The following is a 13,678-nucleotide window of genomic DNA, read 5'->3' as shown; positions in this document are numbered from 1 at the left end:
TGATGTCGAATTCTTATGACTCCTCAAGTATCAAAGTTCTTAAAGGGCTTGATGCAGTACGCAAACGCCCGGGTATGTATATCGGCGATACGGATGACGGCACCGGTCTGCATCACATGGTATTCGAGGTCGTGGATAACGCCATCGACGAAGCCCTCGCGGGCCACTGTAAAGATATTGTTGTCACCATTCATGCCGATAACTCCGTTTCCGTGCAGGATGATGGCCGTGGGATCCCTACCGGCATTCACGAAGAAGAGGGTGTCTCGGCGGCTGAAGTGATCATGACCGTGCTGCACGCCGGCGGCAAGTTCGATGACAACTCGTATAAAGTGTCCGGCGGTTTGCATGGCGTGGGCGTCTCGGTGGTTAACGCCCTGTCTGAAAAGCTGGAGCTGACCATTCGTCGTGAAGGCAAAGTTCACCAGCAGGTTTATGTTCACGGTGTGCCGCAGGCGCCACTGAACGTAACGGGTGAGACAGATCTGACCGGAACGCGCGTGCGCTTCTGGCCGAGCCACGAAACCTTTACCAACGTTACCCGCTTTGAATTTGAGATCCTGGCAAAGCGCCTGCGCGAGCTCTCCTTCCTGAACTCGGGCGTGTCTATCAGGCTGGAAGACAAGCGTGACGACAAGCAGGATCACTACCACTATGAAGGCGGTATCAAAGCCTTCGTGGAATATCTGAACAAAAACAAAACCCCTATCCATCCGAACGTATTCTATTTCTCAACGGAAAAAGACGGAATCGGCGTGGAAGTCGCGCTGCAGTGGAACGACGGTTTTCAGGAAAATATCTACTGCTTTACCAACAACATTCCGCAGCGCGACGGTGGTACGCACCTGGTGGGCTTCCGTACCGCCATGACCCGTACGCTGAATGCCTATATGGACAAAGAGGGCTACAGCAAAAAAGCCAAGGTCAGCGCCACCGGTGATGATGCGCGTGAAGGGCTGATTGCGGTGGTATCGGTTAAGGTGCCGGATCCGAAGTTCTCCTCACAGACCAAAGACAAGCTGGTCTCCTCTGAGGTGAAAACGGCGGTCGAACAGCAGATGAACGAACTGCTGGCTGAATACCTGCTGGAAAACCCCTCGGATGCGAAAATCGTCGTGGGTAAAATTATTGATGCCGCCCGCGCCCGCGAGGCCGCGCGCCGCGCGCGTGAGATGACTCGCCGTAAAGGCGCGCTGGACCTGGCTGGTTTGCCGGGCAAGCTGGCTGACTGTCAGGAACGTGACCCCGCGCTGTCTGAAATCTACCTGGTGGAGGGTGACTCCGCAGGCGGTTCTGCCAAACAGGGCCGTAACCGTAAAAATCAGGCCATCCTGCCGCTGAAGGGCAAAATCCTGAACGTCGAAAAAGCGCGCTTCGACAAGATGCTGGCTTCACAGGAAGTGGCGACACTGATCACCGCGCTCGGCTGTGGCATTGGCCGTGATGAATACAATCCGGACAAACTGCGCTATCACAGCATCATTATCATGACCGATGCGGATGTCGATGGCTCACATATCCGTACGCTATTGCTGACCTTCTTCTACCGTCAGATGCCGGAAATCATTGAGCGCGGTCACGTCTATATCGCTCAGCCGCCGCTGTATAAGGTGAAAAAGGGCAAGCAGGAACAGTATATAAAAGACGATGACGCGATGGATCAGTACCAGATAGCGATTGCGCTTGACGGTGCCACCCTGCACACCAACGCCAGTGCGCCTGCGCTGGGCGGTGAGCAGCTGGAAAACCTGGTCTTCGAGTTTAAAAGCGCGCGTAAGATGATTAAGCGTATGGAGCGCCGTTATCCGGTGGCACTGCTGAATGCGCTGATCTACCACCCAACCCTGAGCGACGTCAGCGTGGAAGCGCCGGTGAAGAGCTGGCTGGATGGGCTGGTGGCTTACCTGAACGAGAACGATCAGCACGGTAGCTCTTACCTCGGCCTGGTACGCGAAAACCTTGAGCAGCATACGTTTGAACCGATTCTTCGCGTACGTACCCACGGCGTGGATACCGATTACCCGCTGGACAATGATTTTGTGGTGGGCGGTGAGTATCGCAAACTCTGCACGCTGGGTGAGAAGCTGCGCGGCCTGATTGAGGAAGACGCCTTTATCGAGCGCGGCGAACGTCGTCTGCCGATCGAAAGCTTCGAGCAGGCGGTAGAATGGCTGGAAAAAGAGTCGCGTCGCGGCCTCTCCGTTCAGCGCTACAAAGGTCTGGGCGAAATGAACCCGGAGCAGCTGTGGGAAACAACCATGGATCCGGAAAGCCGCCGCATGCTGCGCGTAACGGTGCGGGATGCGATTGCTGCCGATCAGCTGTTTACCACGCTGATGGGGGATGCGGTCGAGCCACGTCGCGCCTTTATTGAAGAGAATGCCCTGAAAGCCGCTAATATCGATATCTGATAGTTCTGTGGTGCCCCGGTCTTTGACGCCAGGCCTTTTGGTCTGGCGTCAAAGACCGCGTTTAATTGTTCAAATACCCCGCCAGCGCATACTGATAAAACTCACTGTTATTCTTAATGCCCAACTTACGCATCACCGCGCGCTTATGGGTGCTGATGGTTTTTACGCTCAGCTGAGTCAGCCGCGAAATATCCGTCAGAGACATCCCCTCGCTGGTATACCGCACCACCATCGCCTGCTGTTTGCTGAGCGGCGAACGCAGCTGGCTGCGATGCGATGGATTAGCGTTCATAATCGCCGGATTTCGCCGGGTAAACAGCAGCTGCAAACCTTTAGCCGACTCGCGCTTATGCAGATAAATATGATGCAGTGGGCAGTAGTCGCCATGTTCCTCACGACACTGTCGGGCGAAAAAAATTGTTACATGCCGCAGGATTATCCTGCCGGCCAGGGGGATTGCGCGGGGAAAATGGGTTTCCAGGGCGGGTGATGTCTGATTTACATCGGTGATAATAATGTCGGGGGTGAGGAACGAGTCTTCGGTCTCTGAAAGGATGAAAACCGGACCGGATATCAGATTGTTGGGCCAGGCCTGCGAAACCAGCGCCACGGCCCCGGATATAAAAAAGTGGTCAGTACTGACAATGAGTATATTCATGCATCTTTCCTCCATGAAAGGGTGTCTCCCTTGTGCCGTTCAACCTGAATGCCCTTCTGGGCGATAACGGCGACAATGCGCTAACGGGGATAACATCATCGGGGAGCAACCTTGTTCCCTGATGTTATTTTCCAGACTCGCAGCAGGTGTAAAGTTGACAGGCGTTGTAAACGTCACCTTCTGCTTAATCTTTATGCAGATTACTTTACGCGTAAAACAGGTATCCGCGCTACATTTTCCGCTTAAGTATTCTCACTTCTGCGAAGTAGTAAATAATCCAGCCTGTCACGCCCCAGTCCCTCAGTCCGCATCGGCAAAACCTGACGGCGCAGCCTCACAAAGCATCATCATGCTGGTCATGGTGCGCGTAATCGCGTTAGCATGAGGAAAACCCTTAGCTGACGAGGATGTAATGGCGATAAAACTGATTGCAATTGATATGGATGGCACCCTGCTTACCCCTCAGCATGAGGTCAGTCCGCGCGTCCGGCAGGCGATTGCAGCCGCGCGTGATAAAGGCGTGGCAATCGTGCTGGCTACCGGCCGCCCGTTTGTCGGCGTTCAGCAGTATTTGCAAACGCTCGACCTGCAGCAGGAAGGGCAGTTTTGTATCACCAATAATGGCGCGCTGGTACAACAGGCTGAAGATGGCGAGTGCGTGGCGGAAGTCGCCCTGACGTTCAGTGACTATCTCTATTTCGAAAAAATGGCCCGTGAGCTGGGCGTCCATTTCCAGGCACTGACAAAAACCCTGCTGTTCACGCCCAATAAAGATATCAGTCAGTATACCGTCCATGAGTCCTCTGTAACCGGTATCCCGCTGCGCTACCGTGCGGTTGATGAGATGGATGCGAACAGCACCTTTCCAAAAGTGATGATGATCGACGATCCAGATAAGCTGGACGAGGCAATATCGCGTATTCCTCAGGAAGCCCGCGATCGCTACACCATCATGAAAAGCTCGGCTTACTATCTCGAGATTCTGGATAAGCGCGTCAATAAAGGCGCGGGCGTGAAGGCGCTTGCAGACCGCTTAGGTCTGTCAGCTGAGCAGGTAATGGCGATTGGTGACCAGGAAAATGACATTGCCATGCTGGAGTTTGCCGGCACTGGCGTGGCTATGGGTAATGCCATTGAGAGCGTTAAGAAAGTCGCTCAGTTTGTAACGAAAACCAATATCGAAGACGGAGTGGCTCACGCCATTGAGAAATACGTACTGTAGCGCCAGCTGACACAGCGAAAAGGGCAAAGGTAAGCACTATGTCGGAACATCAGCTCACGTTTGATCAACGAAATCATCATCTCACCAATATCAATATCTGGACGGCTGACGGCCAGTGGCTGGCTTATGACGTGCGTCCTGACGGTGCCACCTTTACCAGCCTGACTATTGAGCGTGTGAACCTCAGTGGGCAGACCGAGGTGCTTTATCAGGCTACAGAGGGCGCGCACGTTGGCGTAGTCACGGTCAGCCCCGATCTCCCTCCCCGCTACGCCTGTATACATGGGCCTGAGCACCCGGACAGCCAGTGGAAATATGATTTTCATCATCGCCGTGGCGTTATCGTTCAGCATGGTCGGGCGGAAAATCTCGATGCCTGTGATATTACCGCGCCGTTTACTCCCGGCGCCCTGCGCGGTGGGTCGCACGTTCATGTTTTCAGCCCTGACGGTACGCGGCTCAGCTTTACCTACAATGACCATGTTATGCATGAGCTGGACGTGAAAGAGGATCTGCGCAACGTCGGCGTGGCGGTGCCTCTGCATGCGGTCTGCCCGCACAAACAGCATCCCCGGGAGTATGACGGCAGCCATTTTTGCGTGCTGGTCAGCCAGACCACCTCAACCCCCCAGCCGGGTAGCGATGAGATAAGCCGTGCCTTTGAGGAGGGCTGGATAGGCACTGAGGGATATTTGCAGCATAACGGCCATCGTCAACGCTGGGCGCTGGCGTTTATTGGCGAGACGCAGTCCCAGCAGGGTGAGAAAGTCTGCGAGGTGTTTATCGTCGATTTACCGGAAAAGCTGGCAGATTACGCGCAGCCGGGCGATCGTCCTCTGGAGGGCACCGCGAACCAGCTTCCGGCGCCCCCACGCGGCGTACAGCAGCGCAGGCTGACCTTTACCCACGCTCGCGCGTACCCCGGCGTGGTGACGACGCCGCGTCACTGGCTGCGTTGCTCACCGGATGGGCGGCACATTGCTTTTCTGATGAAAGACGACGGTGGCGTTGTCCAGCTGTGGATCGTGTCACCCGTCGGTGGGGAACCGCATCAGATCACCCGCGTCACCCACGATATTCAGTCGTCTTTTACCTGGCACCCGAATGGCCAGTCGATAGCGTTTATTCAGGACAACAGCGTGATGCTGTGTGAGATACCCAGAGGCAAATTAACGCGCCTGACTGAGCGAACGACGCAGGCACCGCTTGCCGACGCGGTTGTCTGTTCACCAGATGGTCAGCACGTGGCGTTCCTGCGCCAGGTTGATGGCTGGCAGCAGATATTTATCACTGAAACAGCCCAGGACTAAGGCGCGGTATTGACGGGCTTCCCGTTGATGGTCAGCGGTGCGGCCCCTGCCAGGCTTTCCTCAGTATGGTTCTGCTGTTCGCTGCGCAATACGCGCTCGCGCGGGGAGTCGCCAGTTCTGTCACTGTCGGAGCGGAAGTAATCCCACGGCAGCAGCAGCGTATCCAGCACGGCGGTAAAAGGCAGATCGAGAGCCGCCAGCGGGCGCATGACCCAACCATTGCTGCTATCGGCGACCACCTTTGCACCGGCGCGGGTTCCGGGATAGTAACCCTGATCGGGCCCGCTATGGGACATTATGCTGGCGCAGCCGGACGTTCCCGCCAGCGAAAGGCAGGCCAGCAGGCCAGCGAAACGGCACTTGTTTACTGCTATTACATAAACTGAAATATTCCTTTCAGAAATTCTCTTTTCTTTCATGAAATTAGTTGCTTATCCTATATTTCTTAAAATAATCATATCATTCGGTTCGGGCAAATTCCCTACTGACATACGATTACCGATATGATGCAGAATTGGGATGATTCTGATTACAGTGTATACGCCAGGCTCCAATCTTGCATTGGAGATGTGTCAAAGACATGAACCCGTTCACGCAACATTTGTGTACGAACGGAACAATTACCCTCAGTCGCGTCGGCGAGTGAATATTATAATAAAACGCTCTCTTGTAAGGTGACGGCGACCGCCTGTCGCCGCTGAACGTTTAGCGTTACCCGTAAGCCCCGTGGGAGCGAAGCTTAAAATGTGACATCTGTCAAGAAAGTCTAATGATGGGTTCACTCACATCTGATTAATTTGAATTTGATCTGATTAAGGAACATTAATCTGTGAAATAATTGCCATAACGGTTACCCGCTAATGATTCAGGGAGTAGGACGGTGTTCACAGGACCAGATTTTTGATGACAGGGACTTTTGGCTTTTACTCGCTAACGAGCTTTCCTTGCTCACAGGCATAATGGATACCGATCGTTTAGAGTCTGCCATTCAACTGATGTTCTGACAAATATAGGCCATTATCCTGAATAAATAATAAAATTACGTTTAGATACTTCTGAATATGTAGACGTTAGCAGGTATCGGAAGCTATTGGTGTGCCTGAGAAAGCAGTTCACACTTTTTTAAAAAAAAGCCGTTACGGAGGACGAATGCTAATAAAAAATGATAGTTTTCATAAAACAGTATATCCTGAAAAAAACAATTACGTGTCAAGAAGATATTCATTTTCCGAAGGGGATCAACGCTCATTCAAAAATGAACTAAAGGAGATAAACCACTCAACGTTGAATCTAAGGCGTAGTGAAGGGGTTTATAATCTTGCACTGTCTGAGAATAATAATATTGTAAACAACCTGGTAAGGGTTGATTTTAAAGACAGTAAAATAGAAGATATAAACGCCAGGGCTTATGTATATGGTGGTGCGGTAAAAACAATCCCCGTTAATAATTTTGGCATGTCTATCGATAATAGTGGTCGCCTGGTTTTAATTAAAGGGAAAAGTTATAATTTCATTACAGGGCTTATAAAAAAGTATACAACAGGCTATAGTTATAAGACTTCACAATTGATAAATAGTGAATGTGATATAAAATTCAAAAACATCTACATAGATGATAATGGTCTTTTAATAGGCACCGAGCTGAGTTCAGGTAAAAATTATCTGATAAAAATTTCTATTCCTGAAACCGATGTAAACAGTAAGGGGCAGTACATTAGTCTTGATTTCCTGGATTGTCCTTTGGGAAATAAAAGCGAAGACCTGACATATAAAATTGATGAGAATCAAAAAGTATCGTACTTTTTAGAAGATAAAAAGTTATACTTACAGGCAATTAAAAAGGGTGATTATTCAAAAGATTACTCATTTATGTTTTATGAAATTAAAATCCCATTGCGTCCAGGCTATAGTCTCTCAAGCATAAAAAAGTCAATGGGTCTTTTACAGGTAGAGGTCCAAAATAGGAATAAGAGGAGGATTCTCTATATCGACCCCTGTAATATATCACATCATACACTTGTCGTTAATAAAATAAGCCATAAACCCTCACGGGATTTTTCATCTCGAATAGGAAACGACCCTCATGAAAAATATCATGCGGGTTTGCCATTCACATCGGATCGTAAAGCTAATTTCAGTAGTAATAATATTCCTTTCTTCTCACCTGTAATCGATAAATTTAGAACCAACGTCAAAAAAGCCAAACAACATTCTGAAGAAGGTGATTATAACAAGGCTATGATAGATATCGCAAAAGCTCTTGATCCGGGCATAAGCAGTGTTTGCTCTACGGTTTCAGGCCTGGCTAAATCATCATCCTCAGCAGCTGAGAATGGTACTGATAGCAAAGAAAAATTGTACGATTATAATATAAGTAAATTTGTAGATCATTCTAAACCTTTATCAAAGGTAGTTAATGATGCTTTGGGAATAAAGTCAGCACTAAACCTTTCAGAATCATTAATAAATTTGGTCGATAATATAAAGCCCAGGGATACATTACATCTGACAAGTACTGACAGGATTGCGGCATTCTTTGGCATTGCTTCTGGTGGTTTACCCTTTGCACCGGGCTGGTTCGCTGGTATTGTCGCGGAACTATCAGACAGTCACAACCTGACACTCTCCAAAACGGAAACTGGCAATATCCGGGTATCATTCAACGATCGGCATAAGTTAGCTGGCACTGCTTTGGCAGGTACCGGACAAGGGCTGGAAAGAACCCTACTGAATGCGGGCGGGGTAGATTACATGACAGTAATGCCCGTCGAAGCAAATGCTATTATTGCCGCACAATGTATTATAGGTAGTGATTTCTCATTTGATATGTCAGAACAACACTTCAAAGAGTTTGCCACACAATTTTCAGAACCCAAAAGAGACTCTCCGTTTAGAGATACAGTTGTTACTGAAGCTGAGGCCGAAAAAATAAAAGAAAAGGAAGTTTTCATCAGACTCGAAGCCAAAAGTGAACTAAGAGCACAAGTCGGGAGTATGGTTAATCCCAGCACTTACATGGTCATGCCCCGAACGGCTGTGGGGGCGCGTCTGGCATTAGATTTATTAAAGATAAAAAGCAATGAGTCAGAAAAATCCGGTAAGAAGGATAATATTTTCTATCCCGGTAAGAGTAAGTTTAAAATTACAGCCCTCGACTATGAGGCTGCCTTATTCGCTGAGTGGAAGATAATGCCGATTGCTATGCATGGTGGAGGTGAGGATATACTCTGGTGCTACCCCCTCCCTTTACTGGAAGAAGGCATGACACTGACTCAAAAGACTAATGAAAAACCATTAACCCTCTTTGAAAAAGAAGTAAACGATCAGCAATCGACAATGCCCTATAATAACTTCTCTACAGTAAACAGTATTGATATTGTCAGGAATACACCAGTTTTTATTACTATCAATGATAAAAAAGGGATGAAGGCAGGGCTAAAGCTTAAAGAAGTAGCCAGGGAGGATAAATATATATGGTTTGTTAATGATAATCTTCGTGAATTAAGAAAGTCTTTAATTAATAAACAAAGGGATAGTGAGAATAAATCCAGTTCTATCAACGTAATTTCTCATTATGAAATCATTTCAAGCCCAATTATTCCTTCGAAAAGGGTAATGGACAACCCGTTATCAACATCTAATAATTCTGAAGCCAAATCTTATAGATTAAAGAAACTGGAATTCCGCATGAACAGTTCATTGCAACACAGAGATGCTACAGTTCCAATGCCAATTCTAAACTTATCAAGCGTTCACAGCATTAATTACGATCAGTTTTTGGGTGAAATGGAATTTCATTACAACAGTGGGAGTGATTTATCGCCGGCGAATATAAAAAGTAAGCTGACTATGTTGTATTGATATAGCTATTGCAGTATTGCCAGCCAGGCACCATCTTCCATTGGACATGTGTCAAAGACATGAACCCGTTCACGCAACATTTATGTGTGAACGGAACAATTACCCTCAGTCGCGGCAGGGATAAAGATTATGATGGCATACTGTCCTAAAGTTTGACGGCGGACCACTGGCGCAGGGTTAAAAAAATCGCATATTTGCCCCTTGAAAGCCGCCAGGCCGTCACCATTTTATTAGCAGGGTCACAAAAGCGAACGCCGACAGGGTTCCGCAATTGCGACCGGCGGCCTGTCCATTATGGAAGGTCAGAAACAGTATCTCGCTGACTATCAGGAGTTATCACTATGCGTAATTTCGACCTTGCCCCACTCTATCGTTCATCCATTGGTTTTGATCGTCTGATTAACCTGCTCGAATCCAATCAGGGCCAGAGCAACGGGGGTTACCCACCCTACAATGTTGAACTGGTGGCAGAGAATCAGTACCGTATCACCATTGCCGTCGCGGGCTTCGCCCAGAGCGAACTGGATATTACCGCCCACGATAATTTACTGACCGTACGCGGGGCGCATCCCGAAGAGCAGCAGGAGCGTACTTACCTCTATCAGGGCATTGCAGAGCGCAATTTCGAGCGCAAGTTTCAGCTGGCCGAGCACGTAAATGTGCGCGATGCCCGACTGGAAAACGGCCTGCTCTATATTGACCTTGAGCGCATCGTTCCTGAAGCGAATAAACCGCGCCGTATAGAGATCGTTAAATAACACGTGCCTGAAAGGCAGGTCGCTGGAGCAAAGTGATATCCACCCCGGACGCTTTCTTTAGCGGACAGAGCCTGAGCCCGTCATCCCGACGGGCTCAGGCGGTTTGATTCAGCCCTGATGTGCCCGTTCAACTTCCTCAGCCAGTATTGCAATGCCCCTCTCTATGGTTTCGCTATCCGGTACGTAATTCATGCGCATACACTGATGCGTGTGCGGCCATGCCTGTTCCAGACCGGGAAAGAAGAAGTGTCCCGGCACCATCAGTACGCCGCGCTTTTTCAGGCGCTGATAGAGGATCTCCGTAGAGATGGGCAAATCTTTAAACCACAGCCAGAGAAAAATCGCTCCTTCGGGTTTATGGATCAGGCAGCGATCTTCCGACAGGTAGCGGCGAATAATGGCAATGGTTTGATGAACGCGCTCCAGGTAGAAGGGCTTAATCACGGTTTCCGACAGGCGTAGCAGATCGCCACGTTCGATCATCTCATGGGCGATGGCCGGGCCGATACTGCCGGGCGCCAGGCTGATAATGCCATTCATGTTACCAATCGCGGAAATCACCTTCTCGTCGGCAATAATAATGCCGCATCGCGCTCCCGGCAGGCCCAGCTTGGAGAGGCTCATGCACAGGATGATATTGGGATTCCACAAAGGACGCGCGTCGCTAAAGATAATGCCGGGGAACGGAACACCGTAGGCGTTATCGATCAGCAGGGGGATATCATGCTGCTGCGCCAGTGCATCGAGCTTTATTAGCTCGTCATCGGTGATAACGTTGCCGGTCGGATTGGTCGGACGGGAGACGCAGATAAGACCGGTATCGTCGGTGATATGCAGATTTTCAAAATCGACATGATACTTGAACTGCCCGTGCGGCAGCATTTCTATATCAGGACGGGTTGAAACGAATAGCTCCTCATCCAGCCCGGCATCGGCATAGCCCAGATATTCCGGCGCCAGCGGAAACAGAACGCGTTTTTTACTGCCGTCGGCACAGCGTCCGGCATAAAGGTTAAACAGATAAAAAAAGGCGCTCTGGCTGCCATTGGTCAGGGCGATATTCTCCGGGCCAATCTGCCAGCCCAGCTCATCACGCAGCAGCGCAGAGAGCGACGCCAGCAGGGTACTTTTACCACGCGGCCCGTCATAGTTACACAGCGCCCCGGACAGGGTTCCCTCGTCATGCATCTGCTGTAACAGCTGCTGGAAGTATTCATCCATCGCCGGAATATGTGCCGGATTTCCCCCGCCCAGCATGACGGCACCTGGCGTGCGCAGGCCTTCACCCATATCTTCCATCAGGCGGGCGATGCCTGAATGGCGCGTAAATTTGTCCCCGAAAGCGGAAAAGCGCATAGCCTGTTAATCACTTGTTATATTCAAACAGACAACCACCTTAACGCCCCCGTCGGAGTGATGCAATCTTCAACGTCAGCGCCCGATGAAGTGCATTTTCTTAACGTGCTCTGGCAAAAACATGTGGCATTATTATCTGCTGGATGGATTGCACTATACCCCCCGAGAGGGAATTTAATTTTTCTGCGACCTGATGGTAATTTAAGAAGTTAACCTTAGTAACAGGAATATAATATACAAAGCAGAAAAATTATAACCCTGGTTATCATTATTTGACTTATTAAAATCCTGACTTTTCACCTCAATGAACGTTAAACGAACCGGCGTTAATGCTTAATTCAGCCACAAATCTGCGCGTGTTAAATAAGCCTGCCGTACATTTGGTAAAATTAGATCCTGTCTGCTAACTAACTGTTTTTATGTATTATAAGGTGAGTGATGAAAAAAGCAGTAAATAATAATAATAACGCACGTTCTTATCTGGATTAATATCCGCTTTAGTAATTAAATAAACCACCCTCGCTTTTTATATTTACATCATTAATCACTAAGCTAAATCACAGCATATCATAGTGTGACACCTGGTTTATTTAGTTGATAGATCTGAAGTTCTTCATTTCTTGCGGAAAATTAGCGAATATTTACCATAGGACAGGGCTATCAAATATTATTTTTATGATAGGTTAAAACGATTTAACATCATTCAGTGCCGGGTCTATATTTTCGGCGATTTCGAAAATAAGTTAATCTGATATCAGTATTTCTATCTTTAATTTCATATTTTTAATTTACTACGCTGACGTATTTCCGGAGGGGAAATGAAGAGAGTAATTTTGACATCAAGTCTGGTTTTTATGCCTGTAATGAGCAGTAATGTAAATGCGGCAAATGGGAAAGTCGCTTTTACCGGAGAAATAATTCAGTCTGCCTGTCAGGTCGTCTCTGGCGATCGTGATAAACAGGTATTTCTGGGGAAGTATGGGACATCAGCATTTCCTGCGACAGGTTCTACGACAGGTGCTAAAGCCTTTAGCGTTAGCCTGGAGAAGTGCGAAGCGGGTAATTATACCTTACGTTTTGATGGTCCAACCCCTGAAGGTCAACCCAACCTGCTGGCGGTCAGTAAAGCGTCAGGGGTAGGTATTGAACTGTTGGCGAATAACGATAAGGTGATCCCCATCGGGCAGGTTGCCGGTGATGACGCTTTATACCAGAGTATCGCCAGCAGCGGTGATGCCTCAGGAACGACGACGTTCAATCTGCGCGCCAGATATAAATCGTATCAGCAAAACGTTATAGCGGGTGAAGCAAACGCTAATGCAACCTTTACCGTAGAATATAAGTAAATATGATGAAAGATGACGCAACGATCTCTGCGTTTTTCAGGCGTTATAAATCTAAATTGTTTCTTATTTTTTTTTCACTCCTGATGGCATTTTCCTTTTTCGCGGAAGCGGGGGTACAGATTGAAGCAACAAGAATAATTTACAATGCAGATTCACGTTCAGCCTCTTTATCTATTAATAACGACAGTGACGATCCCTATATGGTGCAGTCATGGTTAGATAATGGCGATAAAGAGGCGATGAACAAAAATGTTCCTGTGGTGGTGACGCCACCCATACTGAAGCTTGCGGGACAAAAAGAGGCAATACTGCGATTTATCTATTCCGGTAAGGGGCTTGCCGCCGATCGTGAATCGCTGCTGTGGGTAAATGTACAGGAAATACCGCCCGCGCCACGGGAAGATAACGTTTTACAGGTTGCGATTCGTACCAGACTGAAGCTTTTTTACCGGCCCGCCAGTATAAAGGATACCTTGCAGCATGAGGCCACACGTTTGCAGTGGCGGCGCAGTGGGAATAGCCTTCGGTTAGTCAATAACAGTCCCTATCATATCACGCTGAGCGCTGTCACCTTAGGTACTGCCGATAGCAAAAGGGTAAAGCTCAGTGAAGATATGGTAAAGCCGTTTGGTGAGCTATCTCTGCCGGTACCACAAGGGTTATTAAACGTTAAAAAAATCAGTTTCACTTATATAAATGACTACGGTGGTCATACAGAAATTAAAGATGTTGATATAAATTGATGGATTTCGAAGG

The 13,678-nt window shown here is 48.5% G+C and carries 10 protein-coding genes; 7 read left to right on the top strand and 3 right to left on the bottom strand.

From position 1 onward, the window contains the following. Window positions 1–2 precede the first annotated feature (2 nt). Window positions 3–2,411, top strand: coding sequence for a DNA topoisomerase (ATP-hydrolyzing) subunit B (gyrB, locus tag A1830_RS01220; protein WP_067700535.1), 2,409 nt, complete (start codon window positions 3–5; stop codon window positions 2,409–2,411). A gap of 61 nt (window positions 2,412–2,472) precedes the next feature. On the opposite strand, the gene A1830_RS01215 is transcribed toward gyrB, so the two are convergent. Beyond that, window positions 2,473–3,069 carry a helix-turn-helix transcriptional regulator gene (locus A1830_RS01215; RefSeq protein WP_067700532.1) on the bottom strand — a complete coding sequence of 199 codons (597 nt, stop codon included), beginning with the start codon at window positions 3,067–3,069 and terminating at the stop codon, window positions 2,473–2,475. Window positions 3,070–3,481: 412 nt separating this feature from the next. Between A1830_RS01215 and yidA the strand changes: the two genes are divergently transcribed. Both yidA and A1830_RS01205 read left to right on the top strand, forming a co-directional pair. Further along, the gene (gene yidA / locus A1830_RS01210) at window positions 3,482–4,291 is read left to right on the top strand and encodes a sugar-phosphatase (RefSeq protein ID WP_067700529.1); all 810 of its coding nucleotides are present in this window, start codon (window positions 3,482–3,484) and stop codon (window positions 4,289–4,291) included. 38 nt (window positions 4,292–4,329) lie between these two features. Then, a complete protein-coding gene (locus A1830_RS01205) occupies window positions 4,330–5,601 on the top strand; it encodes a DUF3748 domain-containing protein (protein ID WP_067700525.1) in 1,272 nt (423 codons plus the stop codon). Here the strand turns inward: A1830_RS01205 and A1830_RS01200 are convergent. Then, a complete protein-coding gene (locus tag A1830_RS01200; RefSeq protein WP_082804051.1) occupies window positions 5,598–6,020 on the bottom strand; it encodes a YceK/YidQ family lipoprotein in 423 nt (140 codons plus the stop codon). The genes A1830_RS01205 and A1830_RS01200 overlap by 4 nt on opposite strands. 676 nt (window positions 6,021–6,696) lie before the next feature. On the opposite strand from A1830_RS01200, the gene A1830_RS01195 reads away from it, so the two are divergent. Continuing rightward, on the top strand, window positions 6,697–9,462 hold the full coding sequence (locus tag A1830_RS01195; protein ID WP_156484908.1) for a hypothetical protein: 2,766 nt from the start codon (window positions 6,697–6,699) through the stop codon (window positions 9,460–9,462). 341 nt (window positions 9,463–9,803) lie between these two features. Next, the gene (gene ibpA, locus A1830_RS01190) at window positions 9,804–10,220 is read left to right on the top strand and encodes a small heat shock chaperone IbpA (RefSeq protein WP_067700519.1); all 417 of its coding nucleotides are present in this window, start codon (window positions 9,804–9,806) and stop codon (window positions 10,218–10,220) included. A gap of 108 nt (window positions 10,221–10,328) precedes the next feature. Here ibpA and A1830_RS01185 read toward each other — a convergent pair whose 3' ends face one another. Next, window positions 10,329–11,576: a valine--pyruvate transaminase gene (locus A1830_RS01185; RefSeq protein WP_067700516.1), complete on the bottom strand. Its 1,248-nt coding sequence runs from the start codon at window positions 11,574–11,576 to the stop codon at window positions 10,329–10,331. Window positions 11,577–12,394: 818 nt separating this feature from the next. On the opposite strand from A1830_RS01185, the gene A1830_RS01180 reads away from it, so the two are divergent. Both A1830_RS01180 and A1830_RS01175 read left to right on the top strand, forming a co-directional pair. After that, window positions 12,395–12,922 (top strand): fimbrial protein, encoded by a 528-nt coding sequence (locus A1830_RS01180; protein ID WP_067700513.1) that lies wholly within the window; start codon window positions 12,395–12,397, stop codon window positions 12,920–12,922. A gap of 5 nt (window positions 12,923–12,927) precedes the next feature. After that, window positions 12,928–13,665: a fimbrial biogenesis chaperone gene (locus tag A1830_RS01175; RefSeq protein ID WP_082804059.1), complete on the top strand. Its 738-nt coding sequence runs from the start codon at window positions 12,928–12,930 to the stop codon at window positions 13,663–13,665. The last annotated feature ends 13 nt before the right edge of the window (window positions 13,666–13,678 follow it).

Source organism: Erwinia sp. ErVv1 (assembly GCF_900068895.1).
GTDB lineage: Bacteria > Pseudomonadota > Gammaproteobacteria > Enterobacterales > Enterobacteriaceae > Erwinia.
This window is presented reverse-complemented; position numbering and strand designations above follow the sequence as displayed.

Bases quoted from the DNA above. Each gene is read 5' to 3' on its own strand.
- gyrB (WP_067700535.1), top strand. From the start codon at position 3: ATGTCGAATTCTTATGACTCCTCAAGTATCAAAGTTCTTAAAGGGCTT.
- A1830_RS01215 (WP_067700532.1), bottom strand. From the start codon at position 3,069: ATGAATATACTCATTGTCAGTACTGACCACTTTTTTATATCCGGGGCC.
- yidA (WP_067700529.1), top strand. From the start codon at position 3,482: ATGGCGATAAAACTGATTGCAATTGATATGGATGGCACCCTGCTTACC.
- A1830_RS01205 (WP_067700525.1), top strand. From the start codon at position 4,330: ATGTCGGAACATCAGCTCACGTTTGATCAACGAAATCATCATCTCACC.
- A1830_RS01200 (WP_082804051.1), bottom strand. From the start codon at position 6,020: ATGAAAGAAAAGAGAATTTCTGAAAGGAATATTTCAGTTTATGTAATA.
- ibpA (WP_067700519.1), top strand. From the start codon at position 9,804: ATGCGTAATTTCGACCTTGCCCCACTCTATCGTTCATCCATTGGTTTT.
- A1830_RS01185 (WP_067700516.1), bottom strand. From the start codon at position 11,576: ATGCGCTTTTCCGCTTTCGGGGACAAATTTACGCGCCATTCAGGCATC.
- A1830_RS01180 (WP_067700513.1), top strand. From the start codon at position 12,395: ATGAAGAGAGTAATTTTGACATCAAGTCTGGTTTTTATGCCTGTAATG.
- A1830_RS01175 (WP_082804059.1), top strand. From the start codon at position 12,928: ATGAAAGATGACGCAACGATCTCTGCGTTTTTCAGGCGTTATAAATCT.